Here is a 22,217-nt window from a genome sequence, read left to right as displayed (position 1 = left end):
GCTGAAACTTTCGCACGTTCGCCAAACTCGGCGGCTGAGGCGACTGCCGGGCGGCGGACGGAATTTTGCACCCCAGGGTCTTGCGGAGGTGCGCCGAAACCGGTCAAGGTCCGCTCACTTTCAACCCGCATTTCCCGGAACGACAGCATGTTTTTTGCCTCAGACAACTGGGCCGGCGCCCACCCCAGGATCTCGGCCGGCCTTGCGGCCCACGCCTCTGGATTCGCCTCGGCCTACGGCACCAGCGACATCGACCGGAAGGTAGGCGAACGGTTCAACGAGATCTTCGAGCGCGAGGTGGCGGTGTTCTTCGTCGGCACCGGAACGGCGGCCAACACGCTGTCGCTGGCGGCGTTCAGCCGGACCGGCGGCGTTTCCTTCATGCACCGCGAGGCGCATATGCTGGAGGACGAATGCGGCGCGCCGGAATTCCTCACCGGTGGTTCGCGCCTGCGGGCCGTGGACGGCCCGCTCGGCCGCATGACGCCGGAAAACCTGGAACGGGCGATCTCGCATTTCGAGCCTGAATTCGTCCATTCCGGCCGGCCGATGGCCGTCTCGGTCACGCAGGCCACCGAGGTCGGCACCGTCTACAGCCTCGCCGACATCGAGGCGATTTCGGCGGTGGCCAAGAAGCGCGACCTGCCGCTGCACATGGACGGCGCGCGGTTCGCCAATGCGCTGGTGGCGCTGGACGCCACGCCGGGAGAAATGACCTGGAAGCGCGGCGTCGACGTCGTCTCCTTCGGCGGCACCAAGAACGGCTGCTGGTGCGCGGAGGCCGTGGTGCTGTTCGACACTTCCCGGGCGCATGAATTCGGCTTCCTGCGCAAGCGGGCAGCGCAGCTTTTCTCCAAGTCGCGCTTCATCGCAGCGCAGTTCGACGCCTATCTGGCGGACGATCTGTGGCTGGAAACGGCGCGCCACGCCAACGCCATGGCCGCGCGCCTGGCCGAGGCAATCGCGGCCTCGGGCAAGATGCGCCTCGCCTGGCGGCCGCAAGCCAACGAGGTCTTCGCAGTCATGCCGAAGGCGACGATGAAGGCGCTGAACGACAGGGGAGCGGTGTTCTATCCCTGGAACACACCGCGCAGCTATACCGACCCGATCGGTGCGGACGAGACGATGTGCCGCTTCGTTACCAGTTTCGCCACGACTGCCGAAGAGGTCGACCACTTCGGCGCGCTCATCGCCTGAGAACGCGTGCCCACGAAAAAAAGCGGCGCCCTGAGGCGCCGCTCTTTTGCTCGGGAGGAGCGTTCCGGTTACGACCGGCCGGATTTGTCAGTGGGTGGCCTTGGCCTCGATCTGCATGGCGTCCTTGTCGGTCGCCTTCGCGATGGAAATTCGGCGCGGTTTCAACTCTTCCGGAACCGTACGCTTCAGGTCGATGTGAAGCAGGCCGTTCTTGAGCTTGGCGCCGACGACGTCGACATGGTCGGCAAGCTGGAAGCGGCGCTCAAAAGCGCGCGAGGCGATGCCGCGATAGAGAATTTCCGCGCCCTCGCCCTCGGTTTCCTTGCGCTCGCCCTTGATGCTGAGCACGTTTCGGTGGGCTTCGATCGCGATATCATCTTCCGAGAAACCGGCCACGGCCATGCTGATGCGATAGGAATCCTCGCCCGTCCGCTCGATGTTGTAAGGCGGATAAGACTGGCCGCTTTCCGGCTGGCCAAGGGAATCGAGCATCGTGAAAAGGCGGTCGAAACCGACGGTCGAACGATAGAGCGGCGAGAAATCAACGTGACGCATGGTTCTGTTCTCCAGTTGAGCAACACGGTTTGCGTTTGACCAGCGGGGAAATCCTGAGTGGCATTTCGTCCTGGTCAGCGGCCCCATTCTGGCGGCCGCATCAGTCATTTGGGGGGACCGGGATGCAGTTTCAAGAGCTCGTTTCGCGCTGTGGTGCTGGCCGCCCGGCTCGCCCCTGCAAGGGCCGGCGCGTGATGAACGAGCGATGAACCAGCGCTTCGGCGGACGTTCAGGATGGCTCGGCTAAACCTTTCATCAACATCGCGATTGCAGCCCACGGGCCGCGGCGATGCCGACCCGGGCTGTCACGTCCCTTCCTCCCGGATCGATGTAGGCCGGAAGCCAGCCGCGCGCTGCTTCCGGCCGCTTTTTTCCACCGGTACGGGCGGTTGGAATTTCTTTGCTTTTGGCAGTTACGCTTCCTATCACCGGGACAACGCCCGGAGCAGGCGAAGCGATGACCGACTTCCTCTACGACATTCCCGAGAATCCCAGGCCGGAAAAGGGCGTTTCGGGATTTCTCACCCGGCGCGACGGCAAGCGGCTGCGCTATGCGCGTTTCGCGGCGACCACGCGGCCACTGCACGGCACGGTGGTGCTTCTGCCCGGCCGCAACGAAAGCATCGAGAAATATTTCGAGACCATACGCGATCTGGCACGCAGGGGCTTTGGCGTCGCCACGCTTGACTGGCGCGGACAAGGCGGCTCCGACCGGCTCCTGCGCGACAGCGCGCGCGGCCATGTCCGCAGCTTCGACGACTATGCGCAGGACCTGGAGCAGCTCTTCACCGAGATCGTGCTTCCGGATTGCCGGGGGCCCTACTACATTCTTGCCCACTCCACCGGCGCGCTGGTCGCGCTGCTGGCCGCGCCCTCGCTGAGCAATCGCGTGCGCCGCATGGTGCTGCTGGCGCCCTTCCTGGCGCTGTACAACGCGCCGCTTTCGATGAAGGCGCTCGGCCGCCTGGCTTCCGTCTGCTACGGACTGGGGCTCGGTCGCCTCTATGCGCCCGGCACGCGGGACACGCGCACTCCCGTGCCCTTCGCCAGCAACGTGCTGACCAGCGACCCGCAGCGCTATGAGCGCAACGGCCGGATCTGCGCGGCCTATCCGCAGCTTGCGCTCGGGGGGCCGACGGTGGCCTGGATCCGCGCCGCGAGCAAGGCGATTGCGCGGGTCTCGGAACCCGAGTTCATGGCGCGGATTCAGATTCCCACGCTGCTGATTGCCGCCGGCGCCGACAAGGTAGTTTCAAGCCATGCGGTCGAAGCCTATGCAAGGCGGCTGCGCGTGGGCTCGCTGCTAACCATCTACGGCGCCCGCCACGAGATCCTTCAGGAATCGGATTTTTATCGCGAGCAGTTCCTGGCCGCCTTCGACGCCTTCATTCCAGGCAGCGATGCCCCCAAAGGGGGCTAGCGTACCCGTATTCAGCCCGAAACTCAGCCGTTCATGATCGCCATGGCGGCTGCGTGCAGCTCTGGCGTGGCGGCCGCAATGATGTCGCCGCCCTTTTCGGCCGGTCCGCCGCTGAAAGTGGTGACGATGCCGCCGGCCTTCTCGATGATCGGGATCAGCGCAACGATGTCATAGGGCTGCAGGCCGGGATCGATGGCGAGGTCGGCATTGCCGGCGGCGACCATGGCGAAGGCGTAGCAGTCGGTACCGTAACGGGCGAGCCGCACCTGCTTTTCCAGCTCGTTGTAAAGCGCCCGCTTGCCGCCCTTGAACAGCTCCGGCGTGGTGGTGAACATCGTCGCCTCGGCAAGCGAGGTGGTCTTGCGCGTGGACAGCCTGCGATTGCCGCCCGGCCCTTCGTAGAAGGCGCCGCTGTCGTTCGCATAGAACAGCTCGCCGGTGAAGGGTTGCGACATCATGCCGGCGACCGCATCCCCGTCTACCGTCAGGCCCACCAGCGTGCCCCAGACCGGCAAGCCGGAAATATAGGCGCGGGTGCCATCGATGGGATCGATCACCCAGACATGGCTGCTGGTTGCATTTACGGTGCCGTGCTCCTCGCCCAGAATACCGTGCTCAGGGAATTCCGCGTTGATGACGGCGCAAATGGCGCGCTCGGCCTCGCGGTCGGCCTCCGTGACCGGGTCAAAGCCGCTCGCTTCCTTGTTGGAGACCGCGTTCTGCTGGCGGAAACGCGGCAGCGTCTCGGCCGCGGCCGCCTCGGCTATGCGCCGCATGAATTCTACGGTGACTGGCAATGGATTCTCCCGATTTCCGGCTGTTCGCCACTAGCCCTAGCCCCGCCTTGTCGCATTGGCCAGGGTTAAAAAAACGTAAATGTAACTTGACATTTGTGCAGCGCACAATAACTTTATGGGCAGACAGCTTTGCCTGTCGATGCCCTCTTTGGGCGTTTCCTCCCTAGACTCAAGCCGCGTTGTGCAAGCAGCGCGGCATTTTTTTGCCCGCTGCTTCTATTCGGCGGCCAGGGGCGGCGCGCCGATGTCGCTGTCCGGTGTGGCCATCAGGTCGGCGCAGAAGCGGGTCAGGTCGTCAGCCAAGGCATGGAAGCCGGAAGATCTCTGGAACGTGCGCTCGTTCATATAAAGCCCGCGATTGACCTCGATCTGCAGTGCGTGGAGGTTTCGCGAGGGCCGGCCGTAATGCTCGGTTATGAAGCCGCCGGCATAGGGCCTGTTGTGGGCCACCGTGTAGCCCATCGAGATCAGCAGGCCGATTGCCCTTTCCGTCAGGGCGCGCGACGCCGAGGTGCCGAAACGGTCGCCGATGATGAAATCCGGCCGCATGCCGGTTTCGCCAACGCGGATGCTTGCGGGCATGGAGTGGCAATCTATAAGCACCGCGAAGCCGAAGCGCGAATGGGTGCGCGCCAGCAAGCGCTTGAGCGCGTCGTGATAAGGCTTGTAGACCGTTTCGATGCGACCGAACGCCTCCGAAAGCGGCAGCCGCCCCGGATAGATGTTGAGCCCCTCGCCCACCAGCTTCGGCACCGTGCCGAGCCCCCCGGCCACGCGCGCGGAGCGGATATTGGCGAATGACGGCACCGGCTCGACGAACATGCGCGGGTCGAGTTCCCACGGCTCGCGGTTGACGTCCAGATAGGCGCGCGGAAAATTGGCCGCCAGCAATGGCGCGCCCAGCGCCACCACGCCGCCGAAAAGCTCTTCGACATAGCAGTCCTCGGACCGGCGGATGGCGTCGCGGTCGAGCCGCACCATGGCCAGGAAGCGTTCCGGATAGTGGCGGCCGCTATGCGGCGAGTTGAACACGAATGGCACGCGCTGCTCGGCGGCCTCGCGCGCCTCGAAAGGCGGCACCGCCGAAAAGTCCTCAGACGCCGTCATGGCGCGTATCCAATCCTGAGAAAAGCGCTGTTCATGCCATGAAAGTGCCATCGGGCCGGCTTTATGTCTAGCGCTTCGGCGTGGGCGGCATGTGGCTTCCGGCGGCCGGCGGAGCGCGTCATTCACTTGATGTTTACCCTCCGCACTTCATATAGCACGTGGTTAACCGGCCGCCCGACGGAGCGGCCGCGCGGAGCGATTCGAACAGGACACCAATGGCACGAATTCTTCTGGCCGAAGACGACGACGATATGCGTCGCTTTCTGGTAAAGGCGCTGGAACGCGCCGGCCACGACGTATGCGATTTCGACAACGGCGCCAGCGCCTATGAGCGCCTGCGCGAGGAGCCCTTCTCGCTGCTTCTGACCGACATCGTGATGCCGGAGATGGACGGCATCGAGCTGGCGCGCCGAGCCACCGAGATCGACCCCGACCTCAAGGTGATGTTCATCACCGGATTCGCCGCAGTGGCGCTGAATCCTGATTCGAAGGCCCCGCGCGACGCCAAGGTCCTGTCGAAACCGTTCCATCTGCGCGATCTCGTCCACGAGGTCGACAAGATGCTGCACGCCGCCTAGGCGGATTTGGCGGCTTCGGGAAAGGACTTTGAAAAAAGCTACATCTTTCCCGTTTCCGCCTATTGACGGGCCGGACCAAAAATGGTCTATCCGCCCGCATCGGATGGGCGTGTAGCTCAGCGGGAGAGCACTACGTTGACATCGTAGGGGTCACAGGTTCAATCCCTGTCACGCCCACCATCCGAAACCCTTGGAAACCTTGAGAAAATTGGGTTTCCGGCACTCCCCAAAGACCCTCTGATTTCGCTGCTGGTCACACTCTGGTCACAGCAAAAGGGTCCGTCATGGCGACGATACGCAAACACAGGGAAAAGTATCAGGTACAGGTTCGCAGGAAGGGGTTCCCTCCCGTCTCGCGCTCGTTCCACAAGCTGGCTGATGCCAAGGAATGGGCAAGGCATATGGAAACTCAAGCGGACCGGCAAGAGCTTGCGCCGAATCGCAAGGAACTCGCCAAGATCACCTTGGGGGAGCTAGTCCGACGCTACCAGCAAGAGGTCGTGACCTCCAAGAAGGGAGCCGAAATTGAGACTATCATCCTCGATGCCTTCCTGCGCCACCCCATCTGCAAACGAAGCCTTGCCGAACTCAACGCTTCGGACTTCGCGGCCTATCGTGATGAGCGGCTGAAAACGATCACCGCAAAGTCGCTCAAGAGGCAGCTATCGCCGATCAGCAACATGTTCGTGGTTGCTCGAACCGAATGGAACATCCCGCTTAGGCAGAATCCATTGGCCGACCTCGCTCTCAAGGCGACCGATAACAGGCGCGAGAGACGATTGCGCGACGGCGAACTTGGCCGATTGCTTATGGCCGGGAAGAGGACCCGGAACCCGCTTGTCGTGCCAGTGATACGCTTTGCCATTGAAACTGGGATGCGGCGCGGCGAAATCCTGAACCTGCGTTGGCGCGACATCGATGAGGCACGCGAGACCGCCTTCATCCCGGAATCGAAGAACGGCTACTCGCGAACCATTCCACTGACGCCTGGCGCTCTCGAGGTGCTGACGTCGCTCGCCGCAACCAGAGAACGCAACGACAGCGCTCTGGTGTTTCCATTGTCCGCGATCGCACTCAGACTTAGCTGGGACAGGCTCACTGCCAGGGCTGACATCAATGATCTGAACTTCCATGATCTCAGGCACGAGGCCATCTCACGCCTGTTCGAGCTTGGCCTCACGGTGCCCGAGGTCGCATCGATCAGCGGGCATCGGGACATGAGGATGCTCTTCAGGTATGCTCATGCCAGCCATGCTTCCATCCGCGCCAAGCTGGCCTTGGCCTCAGCATGAGCGACCGTCCAAGCTAGTGTCTCCGGCTCTAAATCGTCAGGGATAAAAAACGTGGGAAGGCACAAAGGCAACGAACCTTCATGCCCTCCCGCACCAGTAGCCAGCTAGTCTCTAACGTCGCGTTTCGTTATGCTAGGAACGAGCTCCTGTCCGTCGGCCGACTTTTGGTGGGCACTTAACTTCCAGTATAGGAGCCACCCACCATTAGGCCTTGACCAACCAGCCGCTCGCTCCCCTGCCTGTCTTACCGTTGTGGTGGAACGTGACGCCCATCTCGCCAAGCATTGCCGTGACGCGGTGACCACTATCCCGCAAGAGACGACCAAGTTCCTTCATCTTGGACGAGCACCAGCCAAGCTCCGACTTGATCAACCTCATCGACGCCTCTCCCGATGGACGATGCGCCATGTAGGAAATGAGCGCGTCGTAGCCTTCGGCCTGTCGAACCTGGACCGCATCGCCGTCGAGTTCGAAGTCCCAATGGAGCACCTCAATCCCAGGCATCTCGGTGGTGATGTCTTGCAGGATGGACACGCCTTGGCGGCTGTTGGGAAGGATGATGTAAATGTTGGCTGGCGGACAGTCGCCTTCCGCATTGATGACTTTTCGGCAGCGGATGCGGTTAATCGCCTGGACAACAGAGACGGTCACCTGCTTCTGCTCCATCACCTTGCGAACGTTGTCATAGCCCTGCCACGATGGCGCTGCGAACCAATCCTCCTCGGGCAGCCCCTGCAGTGCTATGAAGGTGCTGACCGCCCAGAGATCGCCGCGATATGGAAGGCCGAGGATGACGGCAGTGTCGAAGTCCTTCCAAACGTTCTTGCCATCGATTGCGCCCCAATGCGCCACGTCGAATCGCGAGAACGTGGGATGCAGCGTGAGTGCCTTGGGTTCGAGATGCTGGTGGAGGCAGACGAGCACGGAGCTCTCCCGGCAGGATTTCTCTAGTTCCTTGATGACCCGAGCGAGCCGATTGCCGCCCTTCTCCTTCATGCTGTTCTTGCCCAGGCCATTTGCATAGGCGACGTGCAGCTTGACGTTCCGATAGTTCCGCGCCTTCGAGGGAACCACTTGACGTACTGCCCGCTCGCCGAGCAACTCCCAGAGCATGTTGTGCGCGGCCGTGGCATCAAGGACGACGGGACCGGGCAGATCGACCGGGATCAGCAACTCCGAATTGTTGATCGTGTCCCAGTCCCCCGAGCGCTGATAGAAGGCCCACTTACTGAGGATGTTTTCGCAAGACCGTAGCGTGGTGCTCGCCTGATCGGCAAGCCGCTGACAATCAAGTGGGCTGTCCTTGCGCAGCACCATCATGTCGAGGGGTAGCCGTACGATCTCCTCGATAAGGCCGCCAAGTGAGTACCCCTCCGGCCACTCGATCTGGTGTCCGGTGGCATCGCGCCAAATCATGCCTTCTCGCCTGTCAGGTCGCTCAAACTCGATGAACTCCAGCGTTCGTTTCAGTTCCTCAAGGGCCAGGACGCCAACGTTGTGCCGAACCCGGATCGGCTGGTCGATCATAGTAAGCACATTGCTAATGTCCTGCGCCTTGACCTGGTAATGCTCGACGATGTTCGCCAGTGCCTCGTCGATGATGGTCAGGCAGCGTCGACCACCGTCCCACATGATAAACTCGTCCCATTTGCCCAGCTGGTTTCGGTAGATCGCCTCGACCGCTCTCTGATATGCCGAGTGGGTGATCACCAGGACATCCTTGTCGCTGCACTTTTCAACCGCGACATTGTTCTGTGAATGTCGCGCAATCGCCACCAGCCTCCCGGCGAGGTCGTTGATCGACGCCACGATCTCATTGGCCTGATCGATCGTTCGAACCACGACCAAAATGCCGCACCGGGAGGACGGACTGCCGACCGCGTTCTGCTCCGCCATCATGGCGCTGTAGACGATCAGCCCCTGGGTCTTGCCGGTACCGGTGGCCGGTTCGAGCACCCGCCAGCGCTGGTCGCTGGTGATGATGGCCTCGTTGAAGGTCTTTGCTGTGATCTGCCACAGCTGTTCGAGGGAGTTGCTGGACGTGTTGCCGAGCACCGTCTCCCAGTGGGTTTTCATGCGACGTGCAAAGTCGATCGGTGCCACGGTATTGCGTGGAGCCATTGGTATTCCTCGGATTTTGGGGGGTTGAGTGGGGCGCCGATCTACGGCGGCAGAATTCACCGCGACGAAGCTAGTAAGTGCGGATGGCCAACGTTGCGTTGGAAGCCGCCAACTTCGTTCGATCGCCAGATGCTACGCTGCGCAGCGACTCAGGAAGAGCCACTGGCAGCGTTCGGAGTTGATCAGGCAAGAGGGAGCGCGGCTTCTCCATGACATTGTTCTGCGGCACTCTGCGAGTCAGCTACGGACCTCGGTGACTGCGCGAGGACTCTCCGGGCCACTAGGGCAGCCAGGGCTAGGAAATCCTCGTCGGTCATATCACCTGCTTTGCCGAGGGATTCCCGATCGGAGATGTCGCGAATGGGAAACGGCGCGGCGAGCAAGTCGGCTGCGTTGATTTGCTTGAGAAGTTCAGTGGGACGAATGGTCATAACAGCTGTCTTTCTGAGGGCTTGGCACACTGGCACGGCTCCTCGCGCCCCCAAACTTTACTGGGGGGTGGGTAGATTGGAGATGGGCGGCGGAAGAACGTTAGGCGGAGGGAAACCGCATCACGTCGGAGTTGGAGCGGGTAGCGGCGAGTTCATCAAACTGCTGTACCGCACTGGCGAAGGACCATTTCTGGTGAGGCACGGCGAGTCCGTCGCCGAACGTGGCACCGTGCGCCAACATGAGCAATCGCACTGCGATCTGCACGGATCTCAACAGCAAATCGATACTCTCACCGCTGGCGGATCGTATATTCAATTGCGCCTGCTCCAGTAATGATCTCTGCATTTCTGCAATATGCTCTACGAAATCTTCGTTCAGCCACTCAAGTTCATTGAGCTGAGACCACATCTGATCTTCCATCGTGCTAAGATATAGATTGAGATTGTCAAGTTCATTCATTTGTTAGCTCCTAGGTGCCGCAGTCCAGGGAAATGAGGACGCGGGTTGATCTATCGGGCCTGACAAAGGCCCGGCTTGGTTTGGGGTTGGCCCTCTTGAGGGCCGAGGGCACCGACGAGCGGAGCCGAAAACACGGGCAACGAAGCGTTGACCACGTCTAAGAGGCACGTGCTCGCTTGGGATTAGGCCCATGCGTTCACAGCGATGAGCTTCGGGTATGGGAGCCGCACGGACGGCGGCATGAGAGGAAGGACGCCAAAAACGAGCTTAGGAGTACCTCATAGAAGCAGGCTTCTAAACGTCAGATTTTGCTAAGGTATTCCGCCTCTAACTTCCGTATGAGCCCGAGCCGCTTGCTTTCCGAGACGTAGGTCCGCTCAGAAAGCCAGATCGGGTCGTACGGATCGGTCAGCTGTTCGATCCGCCTTTCGATCTTTCGCTCTTCACAGCCCGGCAGCAAACGTTGCGGCGTTGCTCGTATCCTCGACATCAACGGCAGAAAGCGCGGATCTTTGGAGGCCCGGCGCACCGCCTGGTCAAGCAGACCTCCATCCCGACCCGGTCGCAGCTTGGGGAGCGCGATGAGACCAATGGTCATCTGCTCGAAGATGTCGTCGTTTGCCGCTAATACCGCGTCGGCGGCTACGTAGTTCAGACCCCGATCAGCGAGCCGCCGAACCTGATGTTTCACATACCCCAGCTTCTGGGTACTCATCCGGCGTAACGACTTCCCCTCATGGAGTCCCTGACGGATCGCCGCGTTCACCGCTGGTGCCCTGCCGTGCTCCTTCAGGCGATCCCTGAAGTACTTCAGGCGACCCTTCGGGCCCTGGTCAAAGTTCTCGGCCTCAAGCGGATCGGTCACCCGTGCCCACCAGTCGATGATCATGCGGTCGCGATAGGGATGATCGAACGCCGTGTCTTCCCGCATGAGCGTGGCAACATACTCATAGGTGGACTTGCGGACGCGTTGTCGGCGTTTGTCGAGGATGGTGCGTTTGATCTCCGCAAGGTTCATCACGGCAGTTCCCGATCGGTTCCGGTGCGGCAGGTGCAACGAAGCGCCCACTCCGAATTAGTGAACTGCTGAGGATGCGGAAAGTGCATCGGCAAAGGCTGAACTCCGAGACTCGTTCTCTTCACCCATGCCCTCGGGTTCAATTTCCTCCTCGTCATCCTCATCCCCACTCCACAGGGCTGGCTCGACATCTCGCAGGTCGACAGAGAACATGGCCACGTCGTCAGGCCGGAAGAATGCTGTTTCACCATTGATGTCCTTAAACTTAAATCGTTCCTCCGGGTCTTCTTCAGCGCCATAGAACAAGGCCTGAAGCTGGACGTCCGTCCATGACCCTTCCTCGTCATCTTCGAGAGAACAAACGTCGCGATAAACTTGGAATGTCAGCGGCCTAGATGCATCGCTAAGATAAAATTGTACATTACTTCCATCACCATCTTCGGGCTCGCCGCTCCCTGTAGCATCGAAGCGAAACTGGCAGAAAGATAGATGTTTGGGGTTTATGGCGTAACGACGATGGCCCGAGTCGAATACTATAAAGCAATCGCTATCTTCTCCCTGGACGGCCATCCAAAGCCTAGTGTGCTCAGAGCCTGAGATTGGAAGTAGGCCTTCCGCGCCCCCACGCAGTCGATATTTCAATGCCCACTGCTCCGGATCCATATCAAGACCGGCTTTCTCAAGATCTTTAGACGCCTTCGGATCCAAGTAGGCGTCCGCAACCGTTCTCATGTGCTTGCCGGAGCGTTTCATGGCCAACTCAGTTGACGGAAACACCTCCTGCATTCGCGCATCCAATGCCGCACAAATGGCAACCGCAAGATCGAACCGGGCGCTTTGAACTCCCGCCTCAATGCGCTGAACCTGCTGCTGACTTGTTCCTGCAAGCTCCGCGAGTTGCCGTTGGGTTAACCCCTTCTTCTTGCGTAGTTCACGTACTCGATTTTCTGACATGTCGCACCGCACCCCAATACGTGTTTCACACACCAATATGTGTTTACACTCATGTGTGTACCTTAACGCAAATGCGTGTGTCAAGCGCCCCTCGGGGAATTGCGCATCCTCTCAGGCGTTCCTGAGGATGCGGAAGACGCTCGACCGGCTCACCTGAAGCGCCTCGGCGATGGCATCGGCGGACTTGCCCTGCGCCTTGAGGGCCAAGACCTCGGCCGCCTTCCGCCGAGCGGTCGGCGCTCTGCCCTTGTACTTCCCGTCAGCCTTGGCCTTGGCAATGCCCTCGCGCTGCCGCTCAAGCATCAGGTCGCGCTCGAACTCCGCGATGCCCGCCAGCATCGTCAGCATTAGCTTGCCGGTTGGAGTGCTGGTGTCCATTTGCATGGAGAGAATGCGTAAGGTCACCCCCTTGGCCTTGAGGCGCTCGGTGATGCCCAAGAGGTCGGCGGTCGAACGAGCCAGGCGGTCGGGCTTGGTGACGATCAGTGTGTCGCCTTCGCGTACATAGTCGAGTGCTGCCTCCAACTGGGGCCGCTTGGTAACCACCGAGGATAGCTGCTCGCTGAACAGCTTGGAGCATCCAGCGGCCTTGAGGTCGCGGTGTTGGGCCTCCAGTCCGGCCTCCTGGTCGAGGGTCGAGGTGCGAGCGTAGCCGATAAGGGCGGAGGTCATGCGGGGGCCTTTCGTGTCACTGATCTCCTTGATCTTGTGCGACGCGCAGTACCAGAAGTCAATTACCATTCTATTGGCACGGAAAACGAGGTCCCTGAGACAGAGTCACTAGACCATGCCCTATTGGCACCCGAGACGCCGCGGTAACAACGTCGAAGTGGAGGCTGTCGAGGTCATGCGGAAGAACGGTCGAGGGTTAGGTGGGATTGCGCACGAGCGCCGAGGGCCACGGGGGGAAGCTCGCCGTAGCGTACATGTGAACACGGAAACAGATTTTTCGCAGAAAAAGTCGCCGACCTTCACGGCCTCACGCAATATCGGATTCCGGGCGGCAAGAGGAGCGTAAGTCTTGCCATGAGCGCTACGCAGAGTATTTCCACTTTGCTCCGTGCGAAGCATCTGACAGGCTCGTAGCAAAGTCCTGCTGCGAAAGGGTCATATCACAGCGTCTAAGAACAATTCCGAACACGGCCTCCACGTATTGCTGCAGAGCGTTCACGTCTTGCCACAAAACGTCACGGTTTCCTGAATGAATCACGTCTGATCGAAGGGCATAAAGTGCTTTTATATGTGAGTACACCTTAATTCGATCAGCTATGTCGGAGGTGTATATCACGGAGGCATATCGGGAGATCGTCTGCACGATTGGAGCTGACTTATCGCTTGATGACAACAGAGCCTCCAGCGCAGTGAAAAATGCGATCAGACGCTCGGATCTGTCAGCCGACTGGCGCCCTCGGGTCATCCATCCAAGGCCTTGGGCCACTCGCAGCGCGAGCGAGCCCTTTGCCGGATCGAAGATGTCTTCCGCGAGCTTCTTGAACTTTGGCTTGGCCACAGCCGCCGCAACTTCGTCGGTGATTTCGTAGATGTAGCTAAGGTTGGATCCCCCGGACCAGGCTGTATCACCCTCAAAAGTCACGTGCGGGATACTGCCCAAATGGGCCCTAGTTGGATGGGCCTCAATTTTTCCGAGGGTTGGGAAGCGCCCACCAGCGACTTTGAACCGAAAGCGAAGAAGCGATGTTGCCACGTCTATCAACCATTTAGCCTCTTCATAGACGTTCTCCCTGGTTGATGGCACCTGTACGATCCAGGCCATTCTGGGCATCCCGACAGATAAGACCCCGCTTTCCGAGAGAGACAGCCGGGGGTAATTGCCACTCGCCAGCTGGATCTTTTTCACACCGGACATTGGCTGCATTTTCGCGGCTTCTTCTGTCTCGATCACGCGCACGCGCCCGATAGTCAGGCCTTCCTTGGGGCACTGTCCTGCCACCAAAAAGTTTGCCTCTATATGCAGGTACTCCCGGTCCGCTTCCAGAAGGACCTCGTCCACAAATGCCTTTGCTGCAACCCCGGCATCACCTCCTGACAGTAGAAAGTGCTGCGATGCTTTCAGGCACATTTCAGCGATCGTTGCTTCATGGGCGGCCTTGGCTCTAATAAGCTTCGCCGCCTTCAAGACGAAGTCTGATCTGGCTGAGTAGTACTCGGGGATAATTAAAACGACTCGGCCTTCGAAAAGCGACAATCCTCGGTCTCCATCCAGCTTCTCCATGCCACTGTCGGTTACTTCGCCTTCGACGAAATGTCGAAGCATCGCTGTCGCTAGCTGGATCAATTCGGCCTTCTTGGCGTTGTCGAACTGTTTTGAGACTATTTCGGGCAATCTTTTCTCCACTCCCAAGTATGTGACAGCATAATATCTTCACGTGTCGTGGCGATTGCAATAATATTGCGACCAATAGGAGCTAATACTTCAATAAAGTTTGTTCATAAAACCATTAAGATTGAGCATCAGACCGTTTCATTCGCCTTAACTGACGGTCGCGATTCGATCGTTACTATCGGATCGCCGCCCACGCCAGGGTGGCGATAAGCGCTGCTGGGGAGCCAGAATAAAAGGGACAAGAAAGACTTGTAACGCTGGCGACCCTGTTGTGGGTGGCGGCACATGGCACCACGGATGCTGACTGGTGCCACCAATTAGGGCATCAGCATAGCTGCAAGTGCAACAGGTGTTTACTTATCGAGTGGCAACCCCACATGTAGCAGCCATTTGCAGGCGAACGGGGGGGACGATGCTTGTATTGATATATCAGCTGGTGATCGTAGCAACGTTGATCGTTATTCGGTTTCTGGCACCAAACCAGCTGCTTGTAGCTTGCTGGATTTGGACCGGTATGACGTTGCTCAACCTGTTTTGGCCGCCCCTGATCGTCCTCCAGTTGATCGTGATCTGGGGCACTTTTGGATTGCTGGGAAAATCCCAGAAAGCTCCGAGGCCGGGCGCCTCAGAATCTGGCAGCACGATGGATCGCGGTTCAACCAACAAACTGATCGTTCAGTCATCACCGACCGGAAGGCGAGACCGACCTCCGCCGACGCGGCGGCCAACGTCACCAGCCGTCAGCCTGAAGCCATTTCTTGGCAGTATCCAGCGGGGCGCCAGCAACCTGGCAACTGCGATCGACGAGTTGAACGCATATGCTAATCGACAGAGACAGATCCAAAACGAAACCATCGAGATGCTGTCGGCCTACAAGGTCGAACGGCGTTTGATCGAGTCCGCGCTAGAGATTGCGGGAAGCAGCCTTCAGATCGAGCGAGAGTCGGAAGCCAACCAAGAGCTCAAGGAACTGTTCGAAAAAGAACTGGCGGCTATGCGGGCCTTATTTGATGGGACGCTCGATGCATCAACGGCAGTGGCACTTTCGGAACATGAATGCGTGGATTTCAGCCTACCGACGCGCCATCGAGATCCGGAAGTCGCGACAGCGGTCGAGCACACGTACACCGACACAATCCAGGGTTACTCGACGTTCCTGAAGGAGGTTGTACAGCGACTGCAACGCGACGAGAGCCTACGTGATGTTTTTGAAGAAAAGGTGCTGAGCATTTGCGGCCCACAGATCCTCAGGCGGATCAAATCTTTCGAACAGGGGCTGGAATGGCGATACGTTGCCAGCTTCAGCCCAGAGCATTGCGCACTTGACCAAGGTGCTCCCAAAACTCATCCGCGAGGACAGGCTGGCCAACCCCCATCGCTGTTGCCGAATCCGGACGTCACCTCGTCGGCTATCGTCACCCTTGATATGCCTGATGTCTTTACGCGAAAGCTTAAGATTCGGGAGGTGGCAGTCGCCAGGCGCATCCCTGCTTTGTACCATTTCACACGAACGAGCAATCTTGAGTCCATACTCAAGCACGGCCTTCGCTCGATCTCCCGAGCAAGCGAATTGGGCATCAGCCCACATGTCAACGACAATCTGCGCCTCGATGGTTACCCAAACGCCGTGTCCCTTTCCGTAGCCTTCCCCAACGACCGAATGTTCTACAAATACCGGCAGATAGAACCGAACGAGGAATGGGCGGTTCTAGCCATCAATCCTGCCATACTCTGGCGCAAGAACCGCGCGTTCTGTCAGCGAAATGCCGCTGATCATCGTATTCGAGAGCGTCCTCTCGCCGATTTGATGAATGCTGAAGGACGTGTCGGCGGCAGACCCAAGATGATCGACGGAAGCGAGGATTGCGGAACTGCGTCAGCGTGACCTCAGCATCCGCAAGATCGCCGCTGAAATCGGAGTATCCAAGGCCTCGGTGCAGAAAGTCTTGGAGCGCACGCCTCAATAGCGGAATAGTGGGATCAATCTTTCGGGCGCCCCCCGGGGGGAATTCTCTTTTGCGACCGTATGCAAATGCCGAAGCAGATTTTTCGCCAGAATGCCCTTCCAGTTTCACTAACCGGCGGAGCAGACTAATTTTCGCATCTTGTAGGGCCAAGAAACTCAATTAGACGTGTTTCCAAAGCAGCCTTATCGCCGATTTCACATTCCCAAATCGTCAAAGCGTCCCACCCGCAGGACGTAAGTGTCGCCAGCGCCGCCTTGTCGCGATCTCTATTTCGCCGAAGCTTCTCGGACCAGAACTCGACATGGGATGAAGGCGTAGCTGAACGCTTGCAACCCTCGTGGCAGTGCCAAAAACATCCATGGACGAAGATGACCTTACGACGCCGGGTGAAAACAATGTCAGGCGTACCTGGCAATCGCTTAGAGTGCACAATGAAGCGATAGCCCGCGCCATGAAGTAGCCGCCTCACCCGAAGCTCTATCCCGGTGTCCTTCCCGCTAACCTTTGCCATAAGGGCACTGCGTTGTTCAGGCTTAAATCTGTCGGCCATGGTATGTTCCAGTCTGATCGATTCGGCGGCGATCACCAGTTGCACCATGTGATCTTAGAACATTAGGAGGGCAACACTTTGCCTTGGCCAACAAGCAACCACGAGAGTCCAGACGTTCACCTGGAAATTCCTCCGGTCAATGCACCTCACTATCTTTGGAGCATTCTACGAGCAGATGGACTTCCATTTCGCGCCGACGGTTATCGCGAAGTGAGATCGAACCTCCAAATAGCGATTGATCTGTTTGGAAAGAGTCAAACCCCTGGCCAAAAGCCAAGTGCGGATGTCAGCGAGCAGCGGCTCCGGACTTGGAAGAAGGCGTTTGAGGACATGGGGATTCTCACAGTTAAGGACGATAGGGTTCAGGCCACGCGATTTGGCAAGGCGATTATGGATGGTTGGACCCGGGTAGACGTCGCCCTGCAGGGTGCGAACAGCCGCATCGCTCTGTTAGGCGCAGAGGTCGCAAACCGTATTCGACTTGCGCCGCCCGGCAAGGTCCCTGAGGGAGTCCCCGAAGACTCTGACCTCCTACCCATCCGCGCGATCTGGCGGGCTTTTCGCAACCTGAATGACCGGCTTCACTGGCAAGACGTAAATCGAGTCCTAGGCCAAGTACATTATGAGAGTAGCATTCCTGCCGCGATAGCTCAAATTCAGGCGTTCAGAAAAAAGTACGACGGAATCTACGATCCAAAGACCCTTCACGAACTTGGCCCAGTGGGCCTTTCTGAAGATCCTAGGTTGATTACACCATGGCTCAACAGAGCAAGTGTCGGAGGACTTCTCTTCTCCAGCGAGGCGGATTCCGAAGGCTTCCGGGCTCTCAATGAGACCGGGCGGACCATAGTGGACGATATGTTAGCTCACGTCCCCCCTCCCCTGCCAAACGGCGCCGACTACCAAGCGTATCTCGACTACCTTATGGAACCGGTTCAAGTCGCTGAATCCCCGGTTGCAGCCGAGGATAAGCCTGTAGTTGACTCAGTTGCTCAGGTCGCGTCGGAGTTCGGACGTTTCAAATTCATAGTGTTGTCTGGATTGCCGGGTACCGGAAAAACACGACTGGCACGCCTTGTCGCTGAGCGACTAACGAGTGGTGATGATTCTCGCATAGCGGAGGTCCAGTTTCACGAAAGCTTCTCCTACGAAGACTTTGCAGAAGGCTTTGTACCTCGAAAAGATGGCTCCGGATTCGAGCACAGGCCGAAGGTGCTTCGGATTATCAACGAACGGGCCTTGGCTGATCCCACGCAGATATACGTGTTAATCGTCGAGGAATTCACACGAGCAAATTCTCACTCGGTATTAGGAGAACTGTTGACCTATATCGAGCATCGTGGGCGACCATTTCAATGGTCTGTTTCGCAAGAGCAGTCATCTATCGCCCCCAATCTCGTTGTCCTTGCGTCGATGAACCCCCGGGACAAATCCGCACTCCAGTTGGACGCGGCGGTAAAACGACGGATGCATATCGTACCGGTAGGCCCATCAATTGAAGCACTTAGAAATGTGCTCGCGCATTTGGACGAACAAACGCGACAAACGCTTGTCGATTGGTTTTCAACCTACATCGGGATTCTTCCCTTCGGACATGGCTTATTCGCGAATCTGCCTAACATCTCGGCGATCACTAAGGCTTGGCACGGCACGATCGCTCCGCTCCTCCAGGATCCAACGGGAGCAATCTCACCCGCCTATCAACAAGCTCATGACGAATTCCCGCTAAAGTGACACTAAAGCTTTCTCTCCGCGAACGAGGAGCGCCCATCGCTGTGGGGTTGGGCGAATGGCAGAGTCATGGGCTTGACGATACCGTCGGAAATTTGGCTAGAGCAGGCATTATCCGCGTAGAGCGTTCCTCAGACGCCGTTCTGCTATTTCCATCCCATTATGTCGGGGAAATGAGGGCGCCTAACGTTCACCTCTCTGTTGCCCCAAAGGACCAGGATTTCTTCCGTGCGCTTCAAAAGCTTTCGATGGAGTTCGCATCGAAGCAAGCCCACGAATATGAAGGAAAGGCAATCGGCAAACCGGGTGATGACCTGGCCTCCCCATTCGTTCAATCTTTAAGCAAAAGCGTCGAAGATGGTGTGCCATGGCAATACCAAAAGCAAACTGAGGAAACATCGACCCCCCGGGGAAAGCCGCGATTTTCATACTCCATCGCAAGATTTATCTCGCGTGGTGTCCTGCACAAGCTGGTAGTCACTCGCCACGCGCGGCAGCAGCTACAGGCGTTTGGCAATGTTGTATGGACCGCTTACCGCTGTCTCCCAGGATCACCCGGGGCATCCGCGGCACTGGTCAGCTTGGCAGCGATGCTCATCGAAGCAATAGAGCTCCACGAAAATCTGTCCATCTTGCACGCGATCGACACCGCTCGGACACTCCTATTGCAAAATGACCTCGCATCGGAAAGCGCAAGGACGCTGTTGTCCGCCGCCCTAGCACTGCTTGAGCATCAAGCCTCAACCGGTATGGCATCGCTTCCGCTCCCATCGGGCTTCGCCTTATTTGTCGATCTTGAGCGTGTGTGGGAACAAGCGGTCGCGAGTCTAGTCCAAGCGTCGCAGATAGGTACAAATTCCCGAGTGTCACTTCACGGGCTTGCTAAGTTAGACCTGCGTCTGTTTGGAAATCAGGGGCCGTCCATCAATCCCGATGTAGTCGTTCACAGAATGGGATCGATAACTGCTGTAGTCGATGCGAAGTACAAAGTCATGACGGAGGGCGAGCAATTTGGCATAGCCTCTGACGTGTACCAGTTAACTTGTTATGCAGAGCGGCTAGAAGCCCAAATAGGGCTGCTTGTTTACGTGGGGACGAGCGATAGCTTTCGCGCGATCGGCATCACGCGCTCAGGCTGTCGGATGTACTCTGTACGAATCTCGGCTGAAAGGCTGCTGTCGGATCGCCAATTGTCCTTGGAGAGGCTCGCTCAATCGATTGGCGCGACGCAGGGTATCGGCTAAGGCTTTCCCGATCGCTTTCGCCATTGCAGGGGCTACGGCGTTTCCGATCTGTCGCGCAACATCTTTCTTTGGTCCCACGAAAACAAAGTCATCTGGGAATGACTGCAATCGAGCGCCTTCCCGAGCAGTAATATTCCTGTTCTCAACGGGATGCGCAAAACGACCTCGCGTGAAATTGTCAAACATGGCCGTGATAGTTCCCGCAGGGCGGTCCCACCATAGTCGACCATACACGTCTAAGTGGCGATGGCCGTTATCGTTTCTATGGCATGGGAGTTGTAACGCCTTCGGAATGTCTAATCGTCCACCTCCCTCAGGCACGTAGCTCAGACGTTCGAGGTTGCGCTCCGAGACCAAAACCAAACGGTGATTTCGGAATCTAGGATGCTCAGATCCATCATGAGGCGGTGACGGCAGGTCGCCAATGGCCTGGCGAACTGTCAGGAAATTCGCAGGCTCATGCGTAGGCTCTGGAAACACGAAGTGCTCGGAAAGGTCTTCACGAACTGCGACCAAAACTGCCCTGCGACGAGACTGGGGGACGCCGAAGGCTGCCGCATCCACCACCCTTTTCACGTAGCGATAGCCAGTTTCTTTCAACATTCCCTCGACCAATTGAAGGTGACGTTGCCCACGTTTTCCGAAGATCGTTGGGACATTCTCCATCACAATCGCTTTAGGACGTAACGCCGTGGCAATTGCGGCAAAACGTACCGTCAGGTCATTTCGGATATCGCAAGGCGCTCCTCTTCTCTGGATAGACCATCCCTGGCAAGGTGGCCCTCCCGCGACAACGTCCACCTCGTCGACCTGTGTTCGGATCAGTTCCGCCACCTCGATCGGTTGTATTTCCGAGAGGTCCATCTGACGGACATGCGGCCCTAAGTTGTTCGCATAGGTCGCGCAAGCGTACCTATCGAAATCTACTGCGAAGGAGGGCATAAACCCGGACTGCTTAAATCCAAGCGACAAACCGCCCGCTCCGCAGAACAGGTCTACTAATTTCAAATCGGTCATGCTGCCAAGCCAGGGAACGTAGAATTACGACGCAGCTTGCGCTTCATTGACGCGAGGGAGGACGAGATTGATTTTGTAATCGGCTCTATGACGTCTTCTCTTTCACTTGCCCCGACCCCATCACCGAACCAAACTGCTCCTATGTGGTTGGCGAGAGCGAGGGAAAACATGGGGGAAACGGCGTTTCCGATCTGCTTGAACTTGTCGTCAAAAGGCCCTTCAAACAGGAAGCCCTTTGGAAAGCCCTGCAATAGGGCAGCCTCACGGACAGTGAGGCCCCGATCTTGCGAAGGGTGGACAAATCTGCCGCAAGATGGGGTTCGGCACCTGGCTGTGATTGCCACCGCCGGGCGATCCCACCAAAGACGTCCGTATACGTCCCGAAACCCGTCGACCCGGGTATGACATTCCGGCCCTATACCCGGAGGCAACGAACGGCGGCTGCCGCCGTCTTTTGGTATATGGCGCAGGATGTTTAGGGTTTCTGGACGGTGCTTAGAGGTGATGTGCATGGGATCGGTTCGATCCTGCTCACCTGCTTTTAGGGGAGGAAGTTTTCCTATTGCGTCACGAACAGTCATAAACTGATCGGGCCGCACCAACGGCAACGGCATCTTCAGCCGCTTCGTGTCTCGGCTGGCCATTACCAAGGCACGATATCGTTCCTGCGGAACTCCAAAGGTTGCAAGGTTCTCCACCCGAGCCCGAAGAGAGTAACCAAAATCTTTAAGAGCCTCTTTGAATTCCAAAAAATGCTTCCAGTGCTTCAGATAAAGCATCTCTGGAACGTTTTCCATTATCACCAATTCTGGTTGAAGTATTTCAACAACATCTGCGAAATATGAGAGCAGATCATTTCTATCGTCTTGCCGAGGATCTTTTTTTCGATGCGAGCTGAAGCCTTGGCATGGAGCACAACCGATTAGAATTAACGGCAGCTTTGAATCATAGCCCCACTCAGACAACGCACGATTCAACACAGAAGGACTGCTGAGATGACGAATATCGATCTCAAGGCAAGGCCGCCCGAGCATTTTGCGATATGTGGCAGCAGCGTGCGGATCAATGTCCAATCCTCCTAGTAGACGGTACGAAATATTTTCGTTCCTCGCCGTTAAGAACCCTAGAGACATTCCACCACAGCCGGAGAAAAGATCGATGACCTGCACCACTGGGCGGTCAATCTCCACAAGCTCGCACTTAATCATTTGATGTCCCCCGCCCTTGGTTTACGTCTCAAATTTGATGGTTGATCAGAGTGCTCGGGTCCATCCTCTTTGGTGAGGTAATCTCGGACCAGCCGAGCAACGAGTGTCGACTTCTTAAACCCACGTTCGTGGCAGTGTGCCGTAAAACGAGCATCTAAATCCTCATCCAGAAGCACGGTAATGCGCACGCTCATCGGAACGTCTCCACAGGGTAGAACACAACCGG

At 57.9% G+C, this 22,217-nt stretch carries 20 protein-coding genes and 1 tRNA gene; 9 read left to right on the top strand and 12 right to left on the bottom strand.

Annotated features, from left to right (window positions below):
• The first annotated feature begins 147 nt into the window (after positions 1 to 147).
• Positions 148 to 1,197 carry a threonine aldolase family protein gene (locus tag AC3A4H_RS16855; RefSeq protein ID WP_487767727.1) on the top strand — a complete coding sequence of 350 codons (1,050 nt, stop codon included), beginning with the start codon at positions 148 to 150 and terminating at the stop codon, positions 1,195 to 1,197.
• Positions 1,198 to 1,284: 87 nt separating this feature from the next.
• Here the strand turns inward: AC3A4H_RS16855 and AC3A4H_RS16850 are convergent, their stop codons facing one another.
• Complete coding sequence (locus AC3A4H_RS16850) at positions 1,285 to 1,752, bottom strand: Hsp20 family protein (protein ID WP_487767726.1); 468 nt, start codon at positions 1,750 to 1,752, stop codon at positions 1,285 to 1,287.
• 457 nt (positions 1,753 to 2,209) lie between these two features.
• Here AC3A4H_RS16850 and AC3A4H_RS16845 point away from each other — a divergent pair, with 457 nt between their 5' ends.
• Positions 2,210 to 3,172, top strand: coding sequence for an alpha/beta fold hydrolase (locus AC3A4H_RS16845; protein ID WP_487767725.1), 963 nt, complete (start codon positions 2,210 to 2,212; stop codon positions 3,170 to 3,172).
• Between the two features lie 23 nt (positions 3,173 to 3,195).
• On the opposite strand, the gene hisN is transcribed toward AC3A4H_RS16845, so the two are convergent.
• Positions 3,196 to 3,948 carry a histidinol-phosphatase gene (gene hisN / locus AC3A4H_RS16840; RefSeq protein WP_487767868.1) on the bottom strand — a complete coding sequence of 251 codons (753 nt, stop codon included), beginning with the start codon at positions 3,946 to 3,948 and terminating at the stop codon, positions 3,196 to 3,198.
• A gap of 237 nt (positions 3,949 to 4,185) precedes the next feature.
• Entirely contained in the window at positions 4,186 to 5,127 is a 942-nt protein-coding gene (locus AC3A4H_RS16835; protein ID WP_487767724.1) for an N-formylglutamate amidohydrolase, read from the bottom strand.
• Positions 5,128 to 5,291: 164 nt separating this feature from the next.
• Here AC3A4H_RS16835 and cpdR point away from each other — a divergent pair, with 164 nt between their 5' ends.
• The 3 genes from cpdR to AC3A4H_RS16820 all read left to right on the top strand — a co-directional run bounded on the left by cpdR (position 5,292) and on the right by AC3A4H_RS16820 (position 6,946).
• Positions 5,292 to 5,654: a cell cycle two-component system response regulator CpdR gene (gene cpdR, locus AC3A4H_RS16830; RefSeq protein WP_348780527.1), complete on the top strand. Its 363-nt coding sequence runs from the start codon at positions 5,292 to 5,294 to the stop codon at positions 5,652 to 5,654.
• A gap of 105 nt (positions 5,655 to 5,759) precedes the next feature.
• A tRNA-Val gene (locus AC3A4H_RS16825) sits at positions 5,760 to 5,834 on the top strand.
• A gap of 104 nt (positions 5,835 to 5,938) precedes the next feature.
• Positions 5,939 to 6,946, top strand: coding sequence for a site-specific integrase (locus tag AC3A4H_RS16820; protein WP_487767723.1), 1,008 nt, complete (start codon positions 5,939 to 5,941; stop codon positions 6,944 to 6,946).
• A 204-nt stretch (positions 6,947 to 7,150) separates the two neighbouring features.
• Here AC3A4H_RS16820 and AC3A4H_RS16815 read toward each other — a convergent pair whose 3' ends face one another.
• From AC3A4H_RS16815 to AC3A4H_RS16790, 6 genes are all read right to left on the bottom strand, one after another.
• Entirely contained in the window at positions 7,151 to 9,067 is a 1,917-nt protein-coding gene (locus AC3A4H_RS16815) for a hypothetical protein (protein WP_487767722.1), read from the bottom strand.
• 531 nt (positions 9,068 to 9,598) lie between these two features.
• Entirely contained in the window at positions 9,599 to 9,958 is a 360-nt protein-coding gene (locus AC3A4H_RS16810) for a hypothetical protein (RefSeq protein ID WP_487767721.1), read from the bottom strand.
• A 301-nt stretch (positions 9,959 to 10,259) separates the two neighbouring features.
• On the bottom strand, positions 10,260 to 10,976 hold the full coding sequence (locus tag AC3A4H_RS16805) for a hypothetical protein (RefSeq protein WP_487767720.1): 717 nt from the start codon (positions 10,974 to 10,976) through the stop codon (positions 10,260 to 10,262).
• 57 nt (positions 10,977 to 11,033) lie between these two features.
• The gene (locus AC3A4H_RS16800) at positions 11,034 to 11,930 is read right to left on the bottom strand and encodes a helix-turn-helix transcriptional regulator (protein WP_487767719.1); all 897 of its coding nucleotides are present in this window, start codon (positions 11,928 to 11,930) and stop codon (positions 11,034 to 11,036) included.
• 111 nt (positions 11,931 to 12,041) lie between these two features.
• Positions 12,042 to 12,602, bottom strand: a complete 561-nt coding sequence (locus tag AC3A4H_RS16795) for a recombinase family protein (protein WP_487767718.1) — start codon at positions 12,600 to 12,602, stop codon at positions 12,042 to 12,044.
• Positions 12,603 to 12,963: 361 nt separating this feature from the next.
• Positions 12,964 to 14,274, bottom strand: coding sequence for a hypothetical protein (locus tag AC3A4H_RS16790; protein WP_487767717.1), 1,311 nt, complete (start codon positions 14,272 to 14,274; stop codon positions 12,964 to 12,966).
• A gap of 412 nt (positions 14,275 to 14,686) precedes the next feature.
• Here AC3A4H_RS16790 and AC3A4H_RS16785 point away from each other — a divergent pair, with 412 nt between their 5' ends.
• Together AC3A4H_RS16785 and AC3A4H_RS16780 are read left to right on the top strand one after the other, a co-directional pair.
• Entirely contained in the window at positions 14,687 to 16,159 is a 1,473-nt protein-coding gene (locus AC3A4H_RS16785) for a DarT ssDNA thymidine ADP-ribosyltransferase family protein (RefSeq protein ID WP_487767716.1), read from the top strand.
• Entirely contained in the window at positions 16,137 to 16,241 is a 105-nt protein-coding gene (locus AC3A4H_RS16780) for a hypothetical protein (RefSeq protein ID WP_487767867.1), read from the top strand. Before AC3A4H_RS16785 ends, AC3A4H_RS16780 begins: the two co-directional genes overlap by 23 nt.
• Positions 16,242 to 16,365: 124 nt before the next feature.
• Here AC3A4H_RS16780 and AC3A4H_RS16775 read toward each other — a convergent pair whose 3' ends face one another.
• A complete protein-coding gene (locus AC3A4H_RS16775; RefSeq protein WP_487767866.1) occupies positions 16,366 to 16,791 on the bottom strand; it encodes a very short patch repair endonuclease in 426 nt (141 codons plus the stop codon).
• A 78-nt stretch (positions 16,792 to 16,869) separates the two neighbouring features.
• On the opposite strand from AC3A4H_RS16775, the gene AC3A4H_RS16770 reads away from it, so the two are divergent.
• Both AC3A4H_RS16770 and AC3A4H_RS16765 read left to right on the top strand, forming a co-directional pair.
• On the top strand, positions 16,870 to 18,525 hold the full coding sequence (locus AC3A4H_RS16770; RefSeq protein WP_487767715.1) for an AAA family ATPase: 1,656 nt from the start codon (positions 16,870 to 16,872) through the stop codon (positions 18,523 to 18,525).
• A 170-nt stretch (positions 18,526 to 18,695) separates the two neighbouring features.
• Positions 18,696 to 19,766 (top strand): 5-methylcytosine restriction system specificity protein McrC, encoded by a 1,071-nt coding sequence (locus tag AC3A4H_RS16765; RefSeq protein ID WP_487767865.1) that lies wholly within the window; start codon positions 18,696 to 18,698, stop codon positions 19,764 to 19,766.
• Here the strand turns inward: AC3A4H_RS16765 and AC3A4H_RS16760 are convergent.
• Together AC3A4H_RS16760 and AC3A4H_RS16755 are read right to left on the bottom strand one after the other, a co-directional pair.
• Positions 19,653 to 20,783 carry a DNA cytosine methyltransferase gene (locus AC3A4H_RS16760; protein WP_487767714.1) on the bottom strand — a complete coding sequence of 377 codons (1,131 nt, stop codon included), beginning with the start codon at positions 20,781 to 20,783 and terminating at the stop codon, positions 19,653 to 19,655. The genes AC3A4H_RS16765 and AC3A4H_RS16760 overlap by 114 nt on opposite strands.
• The gene (locus AC3A4H_RS16755) at positions 20,780 to 21,955 is read right to left on the bottom strand and encodes a DNA cytosine methyltransferase (RefSeq protein ID WP_487767713.1); all 1,176 of its coding nucleotides are present in this window, start codon (positions 21,953 to 21,955) and stop codon (positions 20,780 to 20,782) included. Before AC3A4H_RS16755 ends, AC3A4H_RS16760 begins: the two co-directional genes overlap by 4 nt.
• Between the last annotated feature and the right edge of the window lie 262 nt (positions 21,956 to 22,217).

The organism is Pseudaminobacter sp. Soil_N_29 (assembly GCF_057656055.1).
The sequence above is the reverse complement of the archived record's forward strand: the minus strand, read 5'-3'. Positions and strand labels throughout refer to the sequence as shown.